Here is a 23,072-nt window from a genome sequence, read left to right on the forward strand (position 1 = left end):
AAATTGTCTACAACACGTGAAATAGTACCATAATACAACTAGAACTGTCAATACATTTAACATTTTTCCCATGAAATCTCCCACCTCTAAAGGAATGGAGGTGGGAGAGGTTCATCAAATTCATTCATATATAAACAAGATTTCCCAGTTTCTCGTTTGATTGTTTTTCAGAAAAAAATACATGAAGCAACTCATTTTCATCTAATGTTACTCGCTCATGATTGCGCTTTGTAACAACAATAGAATGTTTCTGGCCACGGTAAAAGTTTTGCAGCACTTGAATAATCGTCTCTTCCTCAGAAACATGAATAGTCCGTAATTTCGCATAGCTTCCTCGTTTTCCGTAATAGCGCTCGAGTAAAAACCGCATCATCACATAATGGCGATGTCTCCACTCTTTCCATAACGAAATAAAGAGAAATATCATCATGATCCACAAATCAAATTGCTGCGGCTGCAACAATAGAACACTGCTGAAAAACAACATAAGTGCTACAAATGACAGAATGATCATTTTTTTATGCGCTTCACTAAAAGGAAAGTAGCGGGTCAATGCAAGGAATAGCAGCTTTCCCCCATCCAACGGCCAAATAGGCAGTAGATTAATAAAAAGAAGCGCGACATTGTAATGAGCAAATAAACTCCATCCTTCGTCCGTCATAACACCCGCTTTCCATAAAAAAAACGCAATACCCATCAGCCAAAGGTGTTGCACTGGTCCAGCTAGCGTTACAATAAGTTCTTCATGAAACGGACGATTTCCGTGTTCCTCTACTTCGGCTACCCCCCCAAACGGAAGCAGTAAAATTTGTTTGATGCGCCATGAAAAAAAAGCAGCAGCAACAGCGTGTCCAAGCTCATGAATCAACACGATAAGAAATAAAAGAAACAATTGCTTAAAATGCGCGGTGATCACCGCAATACCACCAAACAGCCATAATAGCGGATGTATATGAATTTTTGTAAACAATGCGACATACTTACTCAAAGGAAATCACCTGAATCGGATCAATAAAATGATCTCCTTGTTTAATGGCAAAATAAAATACCGCCTTTGTTTGATCATGGCTGTTCGTCATCGCTGTTCCGACTTCCTTGCCCGTTTCTACAAAATCGTACAGTTTTACGGCAATCGTACCTAAGTTGCCATACCATGACTCGCTTCCATCTGCATGTTGAATGATTACGGTTTTCCCAAGCTTCTCCTTGGTGCCAGCAAATATAACGATTCCTTCATTCACCGCTTCCACTTTCGCATTGCTAGCTGTCTCTACCATAACCCCTTGACCGTTTTTCTTAAAACTTTCCAGAACTCGTCCTGATGCAGGAACGGCATATTGTTTTGGCATTGTTTTTGTTTGTTTTTCTGTAGGAATTAGCGCAAGCGGCTCGCCGAACTGCTTTTCATACCATTTTGAAACGGCAGCAAATTGAAATTCTTTCTCCATCGTATTTTTCACAAACTGACGGGCTGGTTCTAACGAATCAGATGGATTTTTAAATAAAATGGCTGTTACTAAAACAAGACAGGCGGAAAGAAGCATTTTCAAAATAAATGTTTCTTTGTTAAAGATTGGATGTTTCTCTTCATCAAATGGATAGCGATCATACGTCACTACTGGCTGACCGTATCGTTCTTCATCTGTGATCGCCCACAATTCCTGATGTGATGTCCCAAAATGCTGCCTTTCTTTTCTCCGTTTTTCAATTCGCTTACGGATTTCTTGAGCGCGTCGATTCATTATTCCTCACCATCCCTTCCAAACATAGTTTGTACTAGTTTATTAGACAACCTTGGAAGATATGATAAATAAAAAATCCCTGCTATTTTGATCAGCAGGGATTAACGTACGCCAAATAATTTTTTAATTTTCGAGAAAATTCCTTTTTGCTCATCTTCCAGCGGCTGCAGCGGGATGGACTCTCCGAGAATTCTTCGCGCAATATTGCGATACGCAATCGATGCTTTGCTGTTCGGATCAAGAACGATTGGCTCCCCTTTATTGGAAGCTTTGATGACGTTTTCATCATCGGCAATAATTCCTAATAAATCAATGGATAAGTGCATGACGATTTCATCGACATCAAGCATGTCTCCGTTTTTTACCATATGGCTGCGAATGCGGTTAATGATAAGCCTTGGTGGCTTTATATGTTCCTCGTTTTCTAGTAAACCAATAATCCGGTCAGCATCACGCACTGCCGATACTTCCGGCGTTGTTACAACAATTGCTTCATCCGCTCCCGCCACGGCATTTCTATAACCTCGCTCAATACCTGCCGGGCAATCGATTAACACATAATCATAGTCTTGCTTTAACTCATCCACCAACTGTTTCATCTGCTCTGGAGTGACCGCGGATTTATCGCTTGTTTGCGCGGCAGGCAATAAATAGAGATGATCATCAAATCGTTTATCTTTTACTAACGCTTTTTGCACGGTGCAACGGCCTTCCACAACGTCAACCAGGTCATAAATAATGCGGTTTTCTAACCCCATTACAACATCGAGGTTACGCAACCCGATATCTGTATCCACAAGACAAACTCGCTTTCCAAGTATGGCCAGCGCTGTTCCAACGTTTGCAGTTGTTGTCGTTTTTCCGACGCCACCCTTGCCTGATGTAATGACGATAGCTTCTCCCACTGTTACACTCTCCCTTCTAACCGCGTCAAGTTCGGCCTCAAATGCATAAGCAGCTGCAAGCGATCCACAACAATTTGATTATGATCATCGATATATGCGCATTCCATTTCATTCCGCTCATCCGTTTTGTAATCGGGCGCCCGATTCATCACATCGCTGATTCGCAGTTGTGTTGGCTTCATAATGGATGCGGCGATGACCGCTTCTTTATTTCCGTAATATCCGGCATGAGCAATTCCCCGCAATGCTCCGAGAATAAAAATATTTCCGCCAGCAATAACGGTTCCTCCTGGATTGACGTCGCCAATTAATAAAAGATCTCCTTCTACGTGCAACACTTGACCCGAACGAACAATTTTTGAAACTGACACAATTTCCGTTTTCCGTTTCCACTCTAGCGCTTCTTTCTTCGTTATCACATTGCTTTCAATCGATTCGACGACCAAATTTTTTTTGCGGCGAATTAATGTGCGCAATTCTTCTTCTTGTTCCGGAGTTAAATAACGATTTCCAACTTTGAGATGAACAGAAACGAGCGGACCGTCCGATTCTGCCTTTTCGCTTACCGTTAGTTTTTCTTCCAGTTCTTTTAATAGATCATCATAGGAACACGTGTCATCGAGATGCAACGTTAGTCCATCTTTCGTCCCTTTAATCGTTATATATTGTTTTGGTTTCGTCACAACGTTCACCTCAACGAATAATTCTACAAAAAACATTCATTTTCCTTTTTTACTCTTCCCGCTCAAAACGTTTGATTTTTACTAACCATTGTTTCAATGGGTATGAAAGTAAAATAAGAAACACGGCATTTAACAACAACGTTGGCCATAATCTTTCAGAACAAAATGCTTCAAAAGGCATATCGGTTCTTCCAATGAGCAGTTGAATTCCATATACATATAATTCAAGAATGGTGATAGAAAGAAGACTAAGAAAACAAGCGATTAACCAATGTTGATAAAACACTTTCATCGCTTTCGATACTATGTAAGCGATTAAAGTAAATGCAAATGCATAAACCCCAAGCAATTCCGTATATACACAATCATAAAGCACGCCAAAAATAAACCCGTAAACCATCGCACGCGTTTTTCCTATATAAATAGTGGTAAAAACAAGAAAAACAAGAAAAAAGCGCGGTACAAAAAAATAATGCATATACAGCTCGTTCTTTGGCCACAAATCAACAAAAATGCTTTCACTAACAAAACATAAAACGGCAAGGAAAGGAAGCGCCCATTTTTTCATTTTGCTTCCTCCCTCTCCTCAAATGTCTCATCAATTTTTCTTTTTACAATAATCACGTCATCAATGTCATAAAAATTAGCTGCTGGTTTCACGTAAACCATTTTTGTCAACCCGTATTGATCTGGCACTACTTCCATCACTTCGCCAATGACAAGGCCTTTTGGGAAAATTCCGCCAAGGCCGGATGTTAACACTTTTTGTTTTTTCTTGATTTTTGCATCAAAAGGAATTTCTTTTAACAACAACGCTCTTCGTTTTTCATCATATCCTTCGATTAATCCAAAGACATTTTCCTTTCCTTGTACATATGCAGAAATTCGATTTTTTTGATCCGATGCACTCAACAATTGAATCGTGGAAGTAAATTGGGCGGCATGCTGCACTTTTCCTACTAGCCCTTCTGGTGTAATCACCGCCATATCTTTCTTTACACCGTGCTGCTGGCCTTTATTGACGATGACCGTTTCTTGCCAACGGTCTGGGTTTCTTCCAATAACAGTCGCCTGAATTGGAACAAAATCACGCAAGCTTTCTTTTTTATTTAAAAGAGCACGAAGCCTTTCATTTTCTTTTTTCAATGTTTGCACTTGCGCTTCTAAGGATACATATTCCTCGAGGCGTTCTTTTAACAGCTTGTTTTCTTTATATGTATTCCTTATATCATTCACATTCTCAAAGAAGCCCGCAACGAGTTGTGCGGGCTTATGGAAAATTAGCTGGACAAAACCGGTTGTATCTTTTAAAAACTGCTCAGACCATGTCAGTTCATTGCGATCTTTTAAGGAAAAACCAATCAATGCCACGAGGATAATAATACTGACAAGCAATAAAATGAGCCGTTTGTTTAAAAAGAACTGTGGCATGATGTTGACACCCTCTTACCGTCAGCGATGGCTTCTCGCTTTGTTTTTAAATAAATCGATATGATCTAACGCTTTTCCTGTTCCAATTGCTACACAATCAAGCGGATTTTCGGCAACAATAACAGGCATATCCGTTTCTTTGCTGATGACTTTATCGAGATTGCGCAATAATGCGCCTCCGCCTGTAAGCACGATGCCGCGATCCATAATATCGGCAGCTAATTCCGGCGGTGTCTTTTCTAACGTATTTTTTACGGAATCAACAATCGCATAAACCGTATCGTGCAATGCTTCTGCAATTTCCTCTGCGCTAATTTCAATGGTCTTCGGAAGTCCTGTCAATAAGTCACGGCCACGGATTTCCATTTTTCCAATTCCTTCTGCATCCCCTGCCGAGCCGATTTCGACTTTAATCGCCTCCGCTGTCCGTTCGCCAATCATTAAATTATACGTTTTGCGGATATAGTGAATAATTGCCTCATCCATCTCGTCACCAGCGATGCGAATCGATTGGCTCGTGACGATGCCGCCGAGAGAAATAACCGCAACTTCTGTCGTACCACCGCCGATGTCAACGACCATGCTTCCCGTCGGTTCCCATACTGGAAGGTTTGCACCGATCGCTGCAGCAAACGGCTCTTCAATCGTATAGGCATCACGAGCTCCCGCCTGACGCGTCGCATCGATGACAGCGCGCTCTTCTACAGCGGTAATCCCATACGGTACACATACCATCACGTACGGTTTTCCTGCAAAAAATCCTTTATTTGTCGCTTGTTTAATGTAATATTTCATCATCGTCGCCGTTGTCTCGTAGTCAGCGATCACCCCGTCTTTCATCGGACGAAGTGCGACGACATTTCCAGGAGTCCGACCAATCATATTTTTCGCTTCATTACCGACAGCGACAATTTGTTTCGTATCTTTTTGCAACGCAACAACAGATGGTTCTCTAACAACAATTCCTTTTCCTTTTACATACACGAGCGTATTTGCTGTTCCTAAATCGATGCCAAGGTCTCTTGTCCCAAATCCAAACATACTCTATATCTTCCTTTCTGAAACGAAATGCTTTTATAACGATCCGCTAAATTTGTCGAATTTACCCATGTTGTTGTTTCAATGTTTTGTACGACACCGCCCAAAACATGATAAAAACTCATAGTTGTTATTATAACTTATTCGACAAAAAATGAGAACTACTACACATATCCTTTTTCTTTCAGACTAACGAATTTTTGATCACCAATAATGAGGTGGTCTAACAATTCAATCCCAATAATCCGACCGCATTCGGCAAGGCGTTTCGTCACATCAATATCTTCTCGACTTGGAGTTGGATCGCCGGAGGGATGATTATGCACACAAATAATCGAGGCAGCAGATCGCTTAATCGCTTCTTTAAACACTTCACGCGGATGAACGATAGAGGCGTTTAAACTGCCAATAAATATTGTTTTTCGATGAATCACTTGATTTTTTGTATTTAAATAAATAGCGACAAAATGTTCTTGGGACAAAAAACGCATATCTTCCATGACATATTTTGCTCCGTCTTCTGGGGAACGAATCACATATCTCCCATTGTAACTAAGGCGGCTAATTCGTCTGCCGAGCTCGATTGCCGCCAAAATTTGAACCGCCTTCGTTGTCCCAATTCCTTTAATGCTTGTTATTTCTTCAATCGTAGCATCTTTTAACAGCCGAAGTCCTTCAAAATGCTTAAGCAAGCGATGAGCAAGCTGCAATACCGATTCTTCCTTTGTTCCTGTCCGAAGCAAAATGGCAAGCAGCTCGTGATCAGCCAAACTTTCCGGACCAGAAGAAAGAAGCCGTTCACGTGGGCGGGCATCCTTTGGCACATCGCGAATCATAAACGTCATCGTATTTTATATTCACTCCTTTTTTTCTTTTTATCAACCGAAAAAAGTTACCAGCCAAGGCGCTTCAGCTCACGCACTGTCCGTGACAACGGCAGCCCGACAACGTTAAAATAATCTCCCTCAATACGTTTGACAAATAAAGCAGCGCGTCCCTGAATACCGTACGCTCCCGCTTTGTCCATCGGTTCTCCTGTCGCAATGTAATCGAAAATTTCTTCTTCTGTTAAATCCCAAAAAAACACCTTTGTCTTTTCCACAAACAATAATTGACCGTTTGGGGAAAGAATGGCTACTCCTGTTAGTACATGGTGTTCATTGCCTGACAACATGCGCAGCATGGCCGCTGCTTCTTCTTCTGTTTTCGGCTTTCCTAAAATGTTATCTTGATAAACGACGACCGTATCCGCCCCGATGACGTACGAATGAGGATAGTGATCGGCAACAGCTTTTGCTTTACGATAGGCAAGCAGCTGTACGGCTTGTTCCGGGGACTTGGTTTCATGAATTTGTTCATCAATGTGGCTAGCGAGGATTTGAAAGCGGAGGTTAGCTAATTCAAGCAGCTGTTTTCGACGAGGGGAACTTGAGGCTAAAATCAACTGTTTCATCCATATCACCCTTTTGCATTCGTTTCAAATCGGAAGATACACATGTATCGTACCAAATTTTGCGATTCAACACAATTTCTCAAAGTCGAAAAAAACGCGAAAAAAAAAGAAGCCCGCTAGCTTCGCAATGGGAAAATGGCAATATACGATTTTAACGCTTTTAACAATTCTTGTTGCGTTTTCTGCAGCATCGCCTCTTGTTTACTTGTTTTATAAACAGTTAATGAATAATATGCTTTTTTCATGTGAGAAACGTATTGCTTTATATGATCGTCGTTAGGAACCGTTTTGGATATAAATTGTTGATAATCATTCTCTAGCTTTTTCCAATCATCTGTGTTTACATCTCCTTTTCCCAACAAAATAGCGGAAATAGCAGCCATTTGCGCGTATAACGTTTCGCCTGCTTTTATTACTGGCTTGCGTTGGTCGCTGTTATTTACAAACGATAGCGATTTTACGTATGTACTTTGTGCCTTCTGTTTATACAATTCATTTACCGCTTGCAATTGTTGTTTATCATTTGCAACACCAATAAACAAAGCAACTGGTTTTTCTCCAACAGCTACAACAGGAATGGAGGAAGATTGGAGTTTTTTGGCATAGGCAGCCGCTGCTTCTCGATCCGTAAATACTCCTGCTTGAATCACGCTGACCGTAAATGGAGAAATAGCAGTCTCATTAGCAGATTTCGTGGCTGGATTTGTCGAAGTTTTGGACTCTATCGGAATCGGCAGCGCCGTTTCCATCGTTTGCGGTGAATGAGTTTTTTGCTTTGGAATCACATTTAATACGATGAATCCAAAACATGTTCCAATAATGATCGCCATCGCGATTGAAAAAATAGCAGATTTAACCCGTGCGTTGAACGCGCCAGTAATTGGCGAGCGCTGTTTACGTTTCTTTTTCTTTTGTGGTTGGAAAGAAACAAATGCCCCTGACTCCGCCTCCTTTTCTTTTTCCAAAACACTCTCTATATGTTTCGGCTTATCCGTAGTAAACGGCTGCTCTTTTCCGTTAATTTTCACCGTAATTTCTTGCCCATGCTTGTCCATTATGTCACCATCCTTATTCTTTCATTTCTCGCCTATCTTATCATAAACAAAGAAAAAAAGAACAAGACATTTGTCGTCTTGTTCTCGGATAATTTCGGCAAATTTTGCTATTATCGGTCACGTATTTGCTGAACAGACAATGCTTCGACAGGAACTTCCGGCGATTGCTCCGAATAAGTGCACAGCTGTTTCGTTTCTCCTTTTAAACAAATAGAATAATGGAGCGATCCATCTTCGTCTTTTTTTACGAGTACATAAGATGGATTCGTTTCCAATGACAGCACATTTCCGGTAAACGGGTCTTGAATCGGATGAAGCATTCCTTCTTCAACAAGCTGTTTGTATGTTATTACGGAAGAGCGCGATGGCAAAAATTCCACTTTTTCTGCCCCGACATAAAGTCGTGCCGCTTCGTAAAGTGTATAGGCATCAGAAACAAACGCTCTCTCTTTTGACTTTTCAATGATATGAAGCACAGCAATAACAACAATAGAAGATACAATTCCCAAAATGACAATCACAGCCAACAGTTCGATTAGTGTCATTCCACGTTTTGAACGCAGCAACATATGACCACTCCGCCATCCATTACTGCTGCGATGACGGTTGCCCCTCAGGAATGATTTCTGTTAGTGGATTCCGCTTTTTGCTCGGAGGGGGAACGTCTATTTGCGGCAGCATATTTTGCAATTTTGCTAATTTCGGATAATAAAATGCGCTGACCGTTACCGAATAGGTTAACGGATTCACTTCTGTATCTACCGATGTCAATTCCGGATTTCCAGTAAAAGACAGCGATTCAATCGACACAATGCGGTTAAGATTTTCAAGCGTCTGTAAAAAACGCTCAAGCTGATAGTATGACGGGGATTGCACCGTCAATTGCACCGTCACTTTTTTTAATCCGTCCGGCAGCCTAGAAGAAGATTGTTCTGTCTTTGATGATGCATCCGTTTTTTGCTGCTCTCCTGTTGCATTCTCCTCTTCATTAAAAGTCATGCTAGAAATCGTGCTGTCCGAAACTACTTCTGCTTTTTCCAGATCAAGTAATAGCTGTTCTGTAAGCGGCTTGACCGGTATCTTTTTTTGAAGCTCCACGACACTTTCCGGCAAACTGGACTTTTGTTTGGCAATCTCTGCTTTTGTAGCAGCCAATATTTTTTTCTCACTTGCCACCGTATTGTTTAACTCTTCAATTTGTTGGTAACGCGGATAAAGCATATAAAAATAAAGGCCTGAAAACGCGGCGCCAAGAACAATAAGCAAAAGAACAAAAACGAAAAGCTGTCGTTTTGAGAAACGTACGGTCATGATTGTTTCTCCTTTTCTTCTAGCGCTTGTTTACGAATATGCATTTCATATTGCGCGAGATAACGCGGTACTACTTGTTCTTCGGTTGTCCCTTGTTCATCGCTTTTTTCGTTTGCATTCACCGCAGTAAGACTTTTCAGTTGCACATCGGCAATAAATTTTGCGTCCGACAGCCGTTTTAAATAATAGGCCGCTTGCTCGCTTGTATCAAATTGCACCGAAACCGTTACCGTTCCATCCTCAGCATAGGAAAAGTTCATGATAAATCCGCGTTCTGGGAGCAATTTCGTCATGTTGCGCAAAAGAGGCACCATTTTAAGCGGGTAATCTTTCGCCCATTGCACTGTTTTATCTAATTCTTCTATTTCTTTTACAGATTGCATATCCGCAAGCTTCTGCTGTTCGATCGCTTGAAGCGCCTGCGTCTGTTTCAGCTCTTTTTCTAGTGAGTCGATTTGCGTCTCCGCTCTGTCGATAAGAACATAAAAAACAGCCGCGGCAATCAAGACAATCGCAGTTATGATCACTGTGATAAAAAGAAAGACAACATTTTTCGGTTCTTTTTTTGGCAGTAAATTTATCTCAACGATCATCGTCATTTCCCTCTTTTAATCCAAGTCCCCATGCGAGATGATAGCGCGCATCCACTGCACTTGCCATCGCAGCCGAAAGCTGTTCTACAGGAACGTCCAGCCGTTCTTGCAGCGCTTGATAAATATGGGACAAACGCGGATGATCCCCCATTAGAAATACACGGGTAATTTGCTGTTTTCCTTGATGGATGGAAAAGGAATAGAAGCTCATCATCCGTTCCATTTCTTTATATATATCTTCAAACGGATCAACGAGCTGTTGATCTTTCTCCATATTTATTTCTTCATACTGCTCCAGCAAAAGATGGCGCATAAAAACAGGTTTATGTTCATCAAATGCGCTAACATTGACAGAAGATTGATCAAACTGAATAAGCAAAATATGATCGTCTTTCTTCACTTGATCGGCCATATAAAAAAGACGATATGCGCATAGTGGAGAAACATCAGCAGCTATCGGGCGAAGTTTTACATCTTCTAAAAGCTGCGCATAACTTAACACCGAATCTTCTGGAGCAGCGAATAACAAAACAGCGGTCGCTTCCTGCGTCTTTTCCAAAACAATGTAGTCAAACACCGGATTATCAAACGGCAACGGAATCGTTGTTCCTAATTCCATAAACAAATAACTGCGAATTTCATCTTCTTCCAAATCAGCAGGAAGCGGAATTCGACGAATAATAACGAAGGGATCTGGCACAATGAAACGAATGCGGCGTTTTTCTAATTTCCATTCATCAACACATTCTTCTAAAATCATTTCTAATGTCTCGCGATCGATGATTTTTCCGTCATGAATAATTCCTTTTGGAAGATGGTGCTCTCCCCATTTATGAACGGATAATGGATCGTTTGGCTTTGTCTCTACATATCGAATGACATGGTCTTTTATTACTAGATTCGCGACTTTATGCCTTGGCTGAAACAGCGTAAACATATTCATGTTTTCCCCTCATATCAAAAGAAAATCATTTGCTTATACCATTCGACGATGTCTTGTCCAAAAAAATAGGCCGTTAATGACCCAAGAACGATCGCCGGACCGAACGGCATCGGCTCCCGGCGCCGGACTTTGCCAAGCGCCATGCCAATAAGCCCAATTACGGTTCCATAAAACGTGGAAAAAAAGAACGCAAGCAACACCGTTTTCCATCCAAGCACAAATCCAAGCAGCGCAAACAATTTAATATCGCCGCCGCCCATGCCGCCTTTGCTGATGACGGCAATGAGGAAAAGCAGCAAAAAGCCAGCCGCCGCGCCAACAAGCGCATCCCGCCATGGTATGAACGGAATAAACAGCCTCTCTAAAAGAAATATCGCCGCAAATACAAGCAGCACTTTATCGGGAATAATCATGTAGCGAATATCGGAAACAAAGATAATCATCAATAACGAAATGAGCGTCCAGCATACGATCAATTCTTTTGACCATCCCACCAAAAGCGGCGAAATCGTAAAAAGAATCGCTGTCGACAGCTCAACAAACGGATAAAGCAAAGAAATTCGCTCCCCGCATCCCCGGCACTTTCCGCCTTGCCACACGTATGACACAACAGGAATAAGTTCCCGCGCCGTAAGCTGCCGCTTGCAGCGCGGGCAATGCGAACGAGGAAACACAATCGACTCTCCCACCGGCACGCGAAGACCAACAACGTTAAAAAACGAGCCGAGGAGGAGGGAGTATAAAAATACTATGATAGCGTGCATATTGCTATTCAAGTTTTACATCTTTTCTTGTTAAGCTATCAACATCTTTATTATCGATATATTTAAATTTTCCTGTATCATTACCGACTAGCGTTACCTTATAAGTTACACTTTCTCCTCCCTTATCACTTTTATCATCATTAGTAAGTTTTTGTTTATCAATGGTTACTATACTTTCACTGGTATCGTATGCTGTTGTTTTATTTCCTGGTGATTTTGGGATTTTTTCTAGATATCCAGCTTCATATAATTCTTGCATTGTAAATGAAGTTTTTGTCGTATCAAATGCTCCAGAAGATAATGCCAATCTCGCTGCGCTTGCCATTTGTTTGGCGTTTGCGATATGCGCGTCTTTTTTCGAGTTGTCGATAATGGCGCCAATTGCCGGGATGGCAATCGCTACAATAATCCCTAAAATGACGATAACAGCAAGCAATTCAATCAACGTGAGTCCTCGTTCGTTTTTCACTAATCGTTTTATCATTGTAATACCCCTCTCCCTATTTTTTTGTGTTTATCACACTTTTTTCCTAATTATTTTACCACGATTGATGAATCTATGAGAATATATTCCTTGTAATTTTATTGTTGAATATGGTTAAAAATATCGTACATCGGTACGATAATCGATGTGACAATCGTCCCGACGACTCCTGCTAAAAGCACGATCATGATTGGTTCGATCAGCGACTTTAGCCGATCGACTCCCGCGTCCACTTCTGCTTCGTAAAAGTCGGCGACTTTCGCAAGCATCGCATCGAGTGATCCCGTTTCTTCGCCGATCGTAATCATTTGCGTCACGAGCGGCGGAAACGCCCAATGCTTTTTCATCGGTTCGGCAAGCGATTGTCCTCGTTCAAGCGAATCGCGCGCCTGCCTCATTACTTTGGCAATGACTTCATTTTCGACGACGTTTTCTACAATCGACAATGCTTGCAAAATCGGAACAGAGCTGGAAAACAGCGAACTTAACGTCCGCGTCATGCGCGCTAATGCCGCCTTTTGCACGAGCTTTCCAAAAATAGGGATGCGCATTGCGGCATAGTCAAGGTAATATTTTGTTTTCTTTTGTTTTTTCATGAATAAAAACAAAACATATATCGCTATGAACACAATGACAACGAGCCACCAATACGTTTGCATCACTTCGCTCGCGCGCAACACGAACTTGGTGATCGTCGGCAGTTCGGCATGAAAGTCAGCAAACATGGCGACAAATGTCGGGACAACAGTAACTAATAAAAAGATGACGACCGCAACGGCAATAATGGCTACCGCTATTGGATAGGCAAGCGCTGAGACTATTTTTTGTCTTGTGCGGTGGATCTTTTCAAAGTGATCGGCAAGCCTCTCTAACGTTTCATCCATATTTCCGCCCGCTTCTCCCGCTTTTACCATGTTGACAAACATCGACGGAAATATACGCGGATGCTTCGCCGCGGCAGCAGAGAGCGGGTTCCCGGCACGAAGCGATTCTTCCACTTCCATCAGCGCGTTTTTCAATGCCTTGCTTTCTGTTTGGCTCGCTAAAATGCGCGTGGAGTCCACGACCGATACTCCCGCTTTTAATAGCGTTGCGAACTGGCGCAAATAAATGACGAAATCTTGCAGCTTTACCGCTTTTCCAAATGTAATTTCTTTGTTTAACAACGTTTGCGGCACTTCGGCAATTTCGATGACTTTAATCCCCTTTTGCCGCAATTTTAGGATCGCGTCCCGCTTTGACGCGCTGACAATCGTACCTGTTTGCTTTCTCCCCTTTATATTTCGGCCTTCATATTTAAACTGAGGCATATTAGCCGCCACGCTCCTGTACAAGATAAGGTTCAGCCGCATCGCGAAGGATCAGCCCGGCTTGCATTAACTCTTTAATACTCATCGCCAGCGTATGCATGCCAAGGGAGCGGCTTGTTTGCATAACGTTAATGATTTGATGGACTTTTTCATTGCGAATTAAATTGGCGACTGCCGTGTTATTAATTAAAATTTCCGTGGCAGCGACCCGTCCTGTTTTTTGCGGTGTTGGAAAAAGACGCTGAGAAATAATCGCGACAAGAACGGACGCGAGCTGAATGCGAATTTGCGATTGTTGGGCGGGCGGAAACACGTCAATAATCCGATCGATTGTCGCCGGCGCGCTCGATGTATGTAATGTGCCAAGAACAAGATGCCCCGTTTCCGCCGCCGTAATGGCGGTATGAATCGTTTCCAAATCGCGCATTTCCCCGACTAAAATAACATCGGGATCTTGACGAAGCGCCGCGCGCAAACCGTTGGCAAAATTGTTCGTGTCAAAGCCGACTTCACGCTGGTCAATAATGCAGCTACCATGCTTGTGCAAATATTCGATAGGATCCTCAAGCGTAATAATATGTTTCCGCATCGTTTTGTTCATATAGTCGATCATCGCCGCAAGCGTCGTTGATTTTCCGCTTCCCGTCGGACCTGTCACTAGCACAAGCCCGTGCGGTTTTTGTGCAATCTGTTTTAATACTTCAGGAAGACGCAGTTCATCAATTGTTGGAATTTTTGTCGGTATAATGCGGATAGCGAGCGACACACATGACCGCTGTTTATACGTATTGATGCGGAAGCGGGAAACGCCTGGAATCCCGTATGAAAAATCCAATTCTCCTTTTTCTTGAAATTGCGGCCATAGACTAGACGGAATGATCGCTTTTGCCATTCCTTCCGTATCTTCCGGCCGCAAAATGTCTTGGCCATACCTTTTTAATTCGCCATTGATGCGAAAAATCGGCGGCACCCCGACCGTTAAATGAACATCAGAAGCTTTTAGTTCAAACGCGGCACGTAAAAGAGCGTCCAATCTTTGCTTCATTTTTTCTCACCTTTAACTTAAAATCGCCACTTTCAATACTTCTTCTAGCGTCGTTAGTCCTTGTTTTACTTTTAATAATCCGTCATCAATCAAAAAAATCATTCGGTTTTTAATGGCAAGCTCGCGCAATTTCGAAAATGGCTCTTTATTTAAAATCACGCGGCGCATCTCATCGGTCATCACAAGCAGTTCATGAATGGCGATTCGTCCTTTATAACCTGTCATATTGCATGTTGGGCAGCCGCGGCCGCGAACGAGCTTATCGATTTTCATGCCGCGGCTGGCAAAAATTTCGATTTCCCTCTTTGTCGGCTCCTGCTCTTCTTGACAATCGCGGCAGACGCGGCGAACGAGCCGCTGAGAAACAACGCCGGCTAAAGAGGCGGCCACAAGAAACGGCTCAATTCCCATATCAATCAAGCGCGTGATCGTGCTTAGCGCGTCGTTTGTATGAAGAGTACTTAACACCAAATGACCAGTTAATGACGCGCGAATCGCAACTTCTGCCGTTTCACGGTCGCGAATTTCTCCGACCATAATAATGTTTGGATCTTGCCGCAAAATGGAGCGCAATCCTTGCGCAAACGTCAATCCGACATTTGGATTGACTTGAATTTGATTGACGCCTTCAATTTCATATTCGACCGGGTCTTCGATCGTAATAATATTTACTTCTTCGCTGTTTAAATGGTTTAGCGCCGCATATAGCGTCGATGATTTCCCCGCCCCAGTCGGTCCAGTGATCAGCACAATTCCGGTTGGTCTCTCAATCAGTTCAATAAACCGCTGTAAATTCAATTGATTAAATCCGAGCTTATGAATATCATTTAATGCCGCCCCTAAATCAAGGACGCGCATCACAATTTTTTCACCGTAAACCGTCGGCAATGTGGAAACGCGCAAATCCACCGGATGAAAATCGATATTCATCTTAATTCTTCCATCTTGCGGAATGCGATGTTCGGTAATATCCATATTCGCTAAAATTTTAATTCTAGCTGTCAGCATGCTTTGCATATGTTTTGGAAGCGCGCGGTCTGTCCGCAATATACCGTCGATGCGATAACGGACAAGCACTTTCGTTTCCTGTGGATCAATATGAATATCGCTTGCCCGCTGTTCAACAGCCAGCTGCAAAATTTGGTTAACAAGCCGGACAATCGGCGAATCGTCTTCTGTTATTCGTTCCTCTTCGACCGTTTCCGTTGCGGGAGCCATTTGCAAAAAATCTTCTACCGATTCATCAATGTCGTAATACTTATTAATGGCGCGCAAAATATCATCTTTCGAGGCAATCGCCGTTTCAATATGGAACCCTGTCGAAAGGCGCAAATCATCAATGACAAAAAAGTCCATCGGATCAGCCATTGCCACAAGCAAGCGTTCTCCCTCAATTTTTAAAGGCATCACCATATGCCGCTTGGCAAATTCTTTTGAAATGAGATTTGTCACCTTTGGATCGATCGGATAGCGATATAAACTGACATGCGGGATGCCTAACTGAAATTCAAGCACTTCAATTAATTGCTGTTCCGTAATATACCCACGTTGCAAGAGCGCATCACCCAGCTTTTGACCGGGAGCTTTTTCTTTTAGCGCTTCCTCCAGCTGCGCCTCCGTAATTAAACCAGCTTCCACTAACAAATCTCCTAAACGTTTCCGCTCCTGTTTTTTCTTCATCTTCATCCCTACTTTTCGTGATCATGGCCTTTTTGCTGGCCGCTAGAGTCATTCGTTGTGGAAGGTGTTTCTTTTTCGGGTTGCTTTTCTTCAGATTGACCGTTATTTTCGTCTTGCTTTTCTTTCGGTTGCTCATCATTTTTACTTTCATTATCTGTTTGTTTTTCATCCTCTGTTGACTGTTCTGATGAAGATGGAGTTTCATTTGCATCAGAATTGCTGTCCCCAAGTTCTAATCCACGAAGTTCAATGTTGTACGATGGCGGATAAAAGTCTTCGGCAATCGTTTCCACATGTACAAGATGGTTTTCGTCATACGTTTCCCTTTTCACTTTGACAAGCATTCCTCTTTTTCCACTTTGCTTTAATTGACGTTCCCCAGGACGAAGGAAAGGGCTATATTGAACAACCGTCCTCGGTTTGAAATATTCGATATCTCCAACTTTCACCACATACTTATAGGCAAATGGCAGTCCGAAAAGCGTGACATGCAAACGGTTTTTTTCTACCCGGAACTTTAGCGTATAAGCAGTGGTATTCGGATTATAAAACTGCAAATCACGATTGCCGCCGTCTACTTTTGCTTCATAGCCAATCGTTATTCCATCAGGAAGTTCGCGGCTTGTATGCCGCTCCAATACCGTAAAATTCGTCGGCAAAATCGTTTGATAAATCGCTGAAGCAATCATGCTCATCTCTTCAGAAGAAAGCGACCCGCTCGTCTCCTTGACATATTCAGCAAGCGAAAAAATGCTTTTTCCTTTAATTTCAATGGTCGGATTGGCAGAAATCCATTCTAGCAATGGTGCTGGTCTTTTCCAAAATTTCAGTGTTGCCGTGCTAACCGGCTGCATCGTTTCATTGGAACGGGAAACATATGCTGCAAGATCAACCGGCTGGGACGGTATCTGTAAACTGGCTGCGATATTCGTTACATCATTTTGTAATTTTTCGAGATTAATAGAAGATGCGAGCGAAGGGGGAAGCAATTTTTTTATTGTTTTGGAAAATGCCTGCACGTCGAATTGAACAAGAAGTGGGGACGGCCGTCCCGCAACCATTTGCCTTTCGCTTTGTTCGATTTGGAACGTAAACAATGATGCAGGAATCTCTCCTTTTTTTTCTTGATACGCCACAGGAATCGTCGCATTCGCCTTCCATTCATTCACTCTTTTTTCGATTGCTTGCAGCGCTTCTAGTTTTGTTTTATTCGCTACAGAAATAGGCCCAACCATCGTTCCTTCGGGCAGGCGGTCTGTCTCTTTAAAAAACGTTTCGTAGGCTAAAGCGCCAATTTGCGAAAAGCTGATCAAATAAATCGTACAAATCGCAATAACGAAAAACAATTTTACCGCAGCAACCTGTCTCACCGCCTACCTCCCCCTTTTGCTTATGCCTCGACGTTCATCGATATATCGACGATCACGCTTGGTCCTTCTTCCTGTGCTTTTTGAATATGTTCTTCTGTCAAAATGGTACCAGCTTCAATGAATTTATTCCCGTTTTTATCAAAAATATCTTTTGTCACACGTTTGCCCTTCAAAAGCTCCACTTGCTTTTCGCGCAGCGCTTGAAGCGCTTCTCTGTTTTCCGCTTCTTCCACCATTGTTTCGATATTGGCATGCCAATCATGCACATCATGGGCCAATTCAGTCGATGTTTGTTCATTTCGCGAAACATTTTCCGCCATTTCCTCGTCTTTTTGATCTTTTGCAGAAACGAGCAAATGTGCCTCATCAAGCAAAGAAGATGGCGCATTGTCATGGACAACTAAAATATCTTTTCCATATGTTAATATAAATTCCGATGATAACACTGCCTGACGGTCACCGACGTGCAATTCAATGCCAATAATTTCTCCCGTTTCTTCATCGACAAAAAATTCGGTTACCTCACCTAGCAGCTGTCCTTTTCTCGTCATCGCTTTCGTGTTTTTGATGCGAATTTGTTTATTGACAAGCTGATTGGCAATCGGAATTTCCGATAAATCAATAATATCGTGAGAGCTTTCCACCGTTACGGCAAATTCGCCGATACCGACCACTTTTTTAAACGGGATCGCTTTTAAGCTTAACTGAACATCTTCTTGTTCAACCGTGAGAAAATCAACGGATCCTTTCTCTGGATTAATGACTAACGTTTTTACGGTTCCTATTTGCGTGCCATCAGAAATACTAATAATTGGAAGACTGATGATTTGTGCACTATTTTTCATATTTTCACCACACCTGTTCTTTATAATTTCTGTAATGTATGTGTAAGAAATTGAATTTCCTCTTGTATGATTGGATAGGAGCGAAATTTTTCTTTCAGCTCGGCAAGCAACGATGCAAGTTTACCGTATTGTTTCTCTAATAAATAATGTTCCATTAACAAACACGCAAACACGTAATAGTCATAATCGGGTAACGGGGTTTGCAAACATTGAATAATACGTTGTTCATATTCTAATGGATCCATATGCTTGCGGTTTAACTGAAGCTCAGTAACTATGGTTTGCAAAATTTCGGACTGAACCGGCCTAGTAGCAATGAGACTTTCCAATAGACTAACATCGTTTTCCTTGGTAGAAATGGCTTGCTCTTTAGCGCCCAAATCACTCTCATTCTCTTGTGGCCGTTCATTGTCATTCCATCCCGCTATTTGCGCCTCTTGTGCTTTTCCATCTAATTTTTCCTGCAGCATCTTTTCGTTTTCCAAAGAGAATGATTGTTTTGCCTGTGAAGAAATAGCTTCCTTTGATTCCGTTTTCTCGGAAAGAATATCGTCCCATTCGAAACTATCCGGTTCTATTTCTGCCGCCTGTTCATTCTCTTCCATTGCTGAAGGCTGCGTCAGCATGCTCCAATCTTCTGGTGAAATATGTAATCGATTCTCTTCGCCATCGCGCGCTGCCATCACTTGTGTGCCATCGGACACAACACCCAAATTTTCTTCCATTTCTGGCGTTATGGTAGGAGGCAACTCATCAAACGGCATATCCGTATTTCGTTCGATATTTATTTCCATTTCCAACGGCCATTCATTGAAATTGTCCGTCTCGTTTATATTGTCATTTTCCACTGTCTCCCATGGGAGATCACTTTCGGACATATCCTCGTCCTGCTTTTCATCTGTGGCCACAGTAGGCGGCAGCTCGCTTATTTCCACCATTTCGCTTTGTTCAGGGTTCTTTTCATTTTCCCATGGAAATTCCTGTTTTGCCGTTGTTTCGATTTGTTCGATTTGCTCTATATCGGCAGCGATCTCCAATGGAAGCTCATCGACCGTAATGATTTCATCTTGCTCTACTTCCGTGCTTTTTTGTGAAACATTTTGCGGCACTATTTCTTCATTGACTCGCACTGCTTCTTCATCATGCAACACGTCCGTATTTTCGCTAAGTTCATCTTGGTCTTCGAATTCATCCTCGTCCATTTTGTTTGCTGCATAAAAAACATGTGCAAATTGGCGATGAAGCAAATATGTCACCGCAGCCATAAGCAACCCTAATAATAGAGCAAGCTTCCACATCGGAAAGAAGGACTTTGCTACTAAGGCAAGAAGTGAAAGCAACAAAGCAATGATTAGTGCTACGATTTTCCCACTCCAACTTAATCCAACAGGAAGAATAAGTAAAATCGGAATGGCAAGGATAAAAGCAATGATGGTAAATATAACGTGCTTCAATGTTTCACCCCGTTTCCCCGCACCATTATATAAGACAATTTTCCTAAAAATAACGCAATATCGACTCTAACATATTGTATAATAAAGTTACATATTTTGAAAGAAGGGCATGTCAAATGGAGCAAAAGAAATTTTTTGTGATCCATCATTCAAAAGGGTTTACCTTAATTGAAGTGCTATTGTCCATCACCATTTTGTCCGCTGTTGCAATAGGAATGTTTTCCTTTTTTACGAACGCCATGAAATATACAACCTACAACCAAGGAAAAACGGTCGCCATCAACATTGCCCGCGGCGTATTGGCGTATATGGAGCGTCTTGATTTTACAGCATTAAAACAATACGTTGACAACGAAATACATAATACGGACAAACCGTTTGCCCAAATGGATGCTTCATTCTGCAATTTGCCGCTGTTTGGCGACAAACAAGTTTGTGAGGCGATTCTTCGGCCGACCATCAATAACGTTACGTATGATGAAACACGCATTCATGTGTTCCTCATTCCTTATAATGACAGTGAAGTGTGGGACAAATTGCAAAAATCTCCTCCGGAAGAATTTCCGGCATCTTTAAAAAAACAAATTAGCGAAGAGAGGATAAAAAATCCAGATCCAAAATTACAAGACTATTTGCTGAAAATTTATGTGATTGTCCGCTGGGGAGATCGTGTCGATGATTCGGAATGGCTAGAAGGTGTGATTGCCAATGAAACGATACGTTAATAACACGAAAGGATTATCGCTTGTGGAACTGTTGGCGGCAATTACAATCTCCTCGCTTATACTCGCTTCCATCTATGGAGTGTTCTTCAGCGGACTTAACGCATACAAACGAATCCATATCGAAAATCAACTGCGCAGCGAAGCCGATTATATTGTCGCCACCATTATGAATAAACTTTACGCGTTTGCGCCGGACGGGATCGCGATGGACCAAACGACAAATGCACAAATCGCATTTGTGAGCGATAAAGAGATCCAATTTGTCAGCGATGAAAGTATCAATCCTTCTAACCCTTCTCTCGTCATGATCAAAAAAGAGAAAAAACCAACTCCTGAGACGCTTACCGTTGTCTTGCAAGATGGCTCGATTGCCGTCGATGGCGAACAGCTGCATTCGGATCGTTTAAAAATTGTTGCGGAAGAATCAGAGTTTTCCTACACCTGCTCCCAACAAGAAGAAGAAAAGATTTGCCGCAGCGGCGTCGTTACCATTAAGCTTGCTGTCCAAGACCGCGACCATGATGATCCGGATGACTTGCTGTATATCAAACCATTTACATTAAAGACCGAATTCGGCTTTTAAAGGAAGTGGGCACATGAACGAAAAAGGATATAGTTTAGTAGTCACGATGCTGATTATCACCATTTTTCTCCTTCTTGGCTTAACTATTATGTCTGTTGCGATTTATCAAGCGCGATTTACGGAAGTGCGCGTGGAAGATATCGAATCGTTTCATGAAGCGACAAATGCGATCGAAGAAACAATCGCGGAAATGAAAGCAAGGATAGATGATTTTGAGTTATCTACGCCCGGAAAATTAGATATGCAGTTAAATACATTAATCCCTGACTTGCAACAACGCTACGGCGTGGACATTAAAGATGTAACGGACGATTATAAAATCAATCGCGCAACATTATTTACCCGCGTTTATCTTATTTCGAAACCCTACGGCAGCAAAACGGTGGAAAGACGGGTGATTTTGACGAATACGCCAAGCTTTCTAAAATACGCGATCGGGTCGACAAAAGACGTTATTTTAAACGGCGGGGCGTATATTGATGGGAATATCTATGCTGGAGGAAATGCCTACGTTACAAATGTAGCAAATTACATTGATAACTCCAAAAAATATATGGAACAAACATCATTTCCAACAACAAGCAAAACAAGTGTATTGTTTGTCAATGGAAGTTATTATTCCTGCGACCATGAAAACGGGGCACGCACTTGTTACAACATTGCGGACAACTATTTTCAACGCCTGGTGGCGAACTATTCTAATGACGTTCGTTTTCAATCCCAAGCTCCTTCCATTCAAAAAGAACGAGAGGAATTTATTGATGTGGATTTCGAATGGACCGTAAAAGATAAGTTGTTAAACGCGGCGGGAATAGAAACATTCAGCCAAGAATATGAAACTTATATTGATAAAAGCATAAGCCAACTTTTCCATGAGCTGCAGGACCGCTTTGCCGTTTTTGACAGTGTTTCGTCATTACAAGAAAATATCGATTCAACGAATCAATCTATTATTCTTCAATCAGAAGATTCTCCGTTATTTTTCCTTGATCAAGGAGAGCTTGATTTACAAGACAAATGGCAAGACAAATGGCTGATTGTCAATGGCGATTTATTTTTGGGGAATAGTGTCGACAAGTCAACAAAATTTCGGGGAAATATCATCGTGCTTGGCAATTTGACAATCAGCGGTGATATTGAGCTTGATTCGACGATTTACGTCTTTGGGCGGCTTGATTCGCCGAACGTCCCTGGGCGCACGTTGATTTACAACGCTAACATAGCCGGCTGGGATGACAAAGAAGTCGTGCTCCTTTCCAAGGGGCGGTTGGAAATCGCGCGAATCAATGAGTTTGAAAACAATCTTTCTCTGGAACCGCCGAACTTAAAAGGATACTTTTATACTGAAAGCAACGCGACTGTCTATGCTGTCGGCTCATATATCAATATTCAAGGCGGTTTGTTCGCGCGCGGCGACACGTCAAGCACAGCACCGGACTTTGACGTCTCCGGGCTTGTCATCAACGCTTATCGCGGTGCAGCGGAAAAACAAGGCGGCTCCATCATTTTTACGCCTCCTTCGTCGCTCGATCACAAAGAAGAGTCCCGCTTTGTGATCCGTCATGACCCATCGGTATTTATTAATCGCGGAAAAGGGTTGCCGTTTGTGAAAAAGCTGTCTCTTGTTGTTGACAAATTAATCGTAAAGTAAAAAGAAA

At 42.2% G+C, this 23,072-nt stretch carries 25 protein-coding genes; 3 read left to right on the forward strand and 22 right to left on the reverse strand.

Going from position 1 to position 23,072, the window contains the following annotated elements; genetic code table 11:
• Window positions 1–124: 124 nt before the first annotated feature.
• The 22 genes from DER53_RS00610 to DER53_RS00715 form a co-directional block, all read right to left on the reverse strand.
• Entirely contained in the window at window positions 125–988 is an 864-nt protein-coding gene (locus DER53_RS00610) for a M50 family metallopeptidase (RefSeq protein WP_062677148.1), read from the reverse strand.
• Window positions 981–1,742 carry a M23 family metallopeptidase gene (locus tag DER53_RS00615; RefSeq protein WP_015864651.1) on the reverse strand — a complete coding sequence of 254 codons (762 nt, stop codon included), beginning with the start codon at window positions 1,740–1,742 and terminating at the stop codon, window positions 981–983. Before DER53_RS00615 ends, DER53_RS00610 begins: the two co-directional genes overlap by 8 nt.
• Before the next feature lie 101 nt (window positions 1,743–1,843).
• On the reverse strand, window positions 1,844–2,647 hold the full coding sequence (minD, locus tag DER53_RS00620) for a septum site-determining protein MinD (protein WP_015864652.1): 804 nt from the start codon (window positions 2,645–2,647) through the stop codon (window positions 1,844–1,846).
• 2 nt (window positions 2,648–2,649) lie between these two features.
• Entirely contained in the window at window positions 2,650–3,366 is a 717-nt protein-coding gene (minC, locus tag DER53_RS00625) for a septum site-determining protein MinC (protein ID WP_015864653.1), read from the reverse strand.
• Window positions 3,367–3,379: 13 nt separating this feature from the next.
• Window positions 3,380–3,898, reverse strand: coding sequence for a rod shape-determining protein MreD (gene mreD, locus DER53_RS00630; RefSeq protein ID WP_062753055.1), 519 nt, complete (start codon window positions 3,896–3,898; stop codon window positions 3,380–3,382).
• Complete coding sequence (mreC, locus tag DER53_RS00635) at window positions 3,895–4,761, reverse strand: rod shape-determining protein MreC (protein WP_062677146.1); 867 nt, start codon at window positions 4,759–4,761, stop codon at window positions 3,895–3,897. Before mreC ends, mreD begins: the two co-directional genes overlap by 4 nt.
• A gap of 21 nt (window positions 4,762–4,782) precedes the next feature.
• Window positions 4,783–5,802, reverse strand: a complete 1,020-nt coding sequence (locus DER53_RS00640) for a rod shape-determining protein (protein WP_015864656.1) — start codon at window positions 5,800–5,802, stop codon at window positions 4,783–4,785.
• Between the two features lie 161 nt (window positions 5,803–5,963).
• Window positions 5,964–6,644: a RadC family protein gene (radC, locus tag DER53_RS00645; RefSeq protein ID WP_015864657.1), complete on the reverse strand. Its 681-nt coding sequence runs from the start codon at window positions 6,642–6,644 to the stop codon at window positions 5,964–5,966.
• A 47-nt stretch (window positions 6,645–6,691) separates the two neighbouring features.
• The gene (locus tag DER53_RS00650) at window positions 6,692–7,252 is read right to left on the reverse strand and encodes a Maf family protein (protein ID WP_062753057.1); all 561 of its coding nucleotides are present in this window, start codon (window positions 7,250–7,252) and stop codon (window positions 6,692–6,694) included.
• A 116-nt stretch (window positions 7,253–7,368) separates the two neighbouring features.
• Window positions 7,369–8,307: a stage II sporulation protein B gene (locus DER53_RS00655; protein WP_221215171.1), complete on the reverse strand. Its 939-nt coding sequence runs from the start codon at window positions 8,305–8,307 to the stop codon at window positions 7,369–7,371.
• Between the two features lie 110 nt (window positions 8,308–8,417).
• Window positions 8,418–8,876, reverse strand: a complete 459-nt coding sequence (locus tag DER53_RS00660; protein ID WP_062753061.1) for a type II secretion system protein — start codon at window positions 8,874–8,876, stop codon at window positions 8,418–8,420.
• A 19-nt stretch (window positions 8,877–8,895) separates the two neighbouring features.
• The gene (locus tag DER53_RS00665) at window positions 8,896–9,618 is read right to left on the reverse strand and encodes a hypothetical protein (RefSeq protein ID WP_062753063.1); all 723 of its coding nucleotides are present in this window, start codon (window positions 9,616–9,618) and stop codon (window positions 8,896–8,898) included.
• Entirely contained in the window at window positions 9,615–10,211 is a 597-nt protein-coding gene (locus tag DER53_RS00670) for a PilN domain-containing protein (protein ID WP_062753065.1), read from the reverse strand. The genes DER53_RS00665 and DER53_RS00670 overlap by 4 nt, the downstream gene beginning before the upstream one ends.
• A complete protein-coding gene (gene pilM, locus DER53_RS00675; protein WP_062753066.1) occupies window positions 10,201–11,154 on the reverse strand; it encodes a type IV pilus biogenesis protein PilM in 954 nt (317 codons plus the stop codon). The genes DER53_RS00670 and pilM overlap by 11 nt, the downstream gene beginning before the upstream one ends.
• 14 nt (window positions 11,155–11,168) lie before the next feature.
• On the reverse strand, window positions 11,169–11,918 hold the full coding sequence (locus DER53_RS00680) for a prepilin peptidase (RefSeq protein ID WP_062753229.1): 750 nt from the start codon (window positions 11,916–11,918) through the stop codon (window positions 11,169–11,171).
• Window positions 11,919–11,922: 4 nt separating this feature from the next.
• Window positions 11,923–12,402: a type II secretion system protein gene (locus DER53_RS00685; protein WP_062753068.1), complete on the reverse strand. Its 480-nt coding sequence runs from the start codon at window positions 12,400–12,402 to the stop codon at window positions 11,923–11,925.
• 98 nt (window positions 12,403–12,500) lie between these two features.
• Complete coding sequence (locus DER53_RS00690) at window positions 12,501–13,712, reverse strand: type II secretion system F family protein (protein WP_062753070.1); 1,212 nt, start codon at window positions 13,710–13,712, stop codon at window positions 12,501–12,503.
• Window position 13,713: 1 nt separating this feature from the next.
• Window positions 13,714–14,757 (reverse strand): type IV pilus twitching motility protein PilT, encoded by a 1,044-nt coding sequence (locus DER53_RS00695; protein ID WP_062753072.1) that lies wholly within the window; start codon window positions 14,755–14,757, stop codon window positions 13,714–13,716.
• A gap of 12 nt (window positions 14,758–14,769) precedes the next feature.
• The gene (locus tag DER53_RS00700; protein ID WP_062753074.1) at window positions 14,770–16,437 is read right to left on the reverse strand and encodes a GspE/PulE family protein; all 1,668 of its coding nucleotides are present in this window, start codon (window positions 16,435–16,437) and stop codon (window positions 14,770–14,772) included.
• An 8-nt stretch (window positions 16,438–16,445) separates the two neighbouring features.
• The gene (locus tag DER53_RS00705) at window positions 16,446–17,807 is read right to left on the reverse strand and encodes a VanW family protein (RefSeq protein ID WP_062753076.1); all 1,362 of its coding nucleotides are present in this window, start codon (window positions 17,805–17,807) and stop codon (window positions 16,446–16,448) included.
• A gap of 20 nt (window positions 17,808–17,827) precedes the next feature.
• A complete protein-coding gene (locus tag DER53_RS00710) occupies window positions 17,828–18,652 on the reverse strand; it encodes a PRC-barrel domain-containing protein (protein ID WP_062753078.1) in 825 nt (274 codons plus the stop codon).
• A 20-nt stretch (window positions 18,653–18,672) separates the two neighbouring features.
• Window positions 18,673–20,106, reverse strand: a complete 1,434-nt coding sequence (locus DER53_RS00715) for a hypothetical protein (RefSeq protein ID WP_082805405.1) — start codon at window positions 20,104–20,106, stop codon at window positions 18,673–18,675.
• Between the two features lie 116 nt (window positions 20,107–20,222).
• Between DER53_RS00715 and DER53_RS00720 the strand changes: the two genes are divergently transcribed.
• From DER53_RS00720 to DER53_RS00730, 3 genes are read left to right on the forward strand one after another with little or no spacing between them, the layout of a single operon-like run.
• Window positions 20,223–20,831, forward strand: coding sequence for a type IV pilus modification PilV family protein (locus tag DER53_RS00720; RefSeq protein ID WP_062753082.1), 609 nt, complete (start codon window positions 20,223–20,225; stop codon window positions 20,829–20,831).
• Window positions 20,815–21,414: a PilW family protein gene (locus DER53_RS00725; RefSeq protein WP_062753084.1), complete on the forward strand. Its 600-nt coding sequence runs from the start codon at window positions 20,815–20,817 to the stop codon at window positions 21,412–21,414. The genes DER53_RS00720 and DER53_RS00725 overlap by 17 nt, the downstream gene beginning before the upstream one ends.
• A 13-nt stretch (window positions 21,415–21,427) precedes the next feature.
• A complete protein-coding gene (locus DER53_RS00730; RefSeq protein WP_062753085.1) occupies window positions 21,428–23,065 on the forward strand; it encodes a hypothetical protein in 1,638 nt (545 codons plus the stop codon).
• Window positions 23,066–23,072: the final 7 nt, after the last annotated feature.

The organism is Parageobacillus toebii NBRC 107807 (assembly GCF_003688615.2).
In the GTDB taxonomy this organism is placed as follows: Bacteria; Bacillota; Bacilli; order Bacillales; family Anoxybacillaceae; genus Parageobacillus_B; species Parageobacillus_B toebii.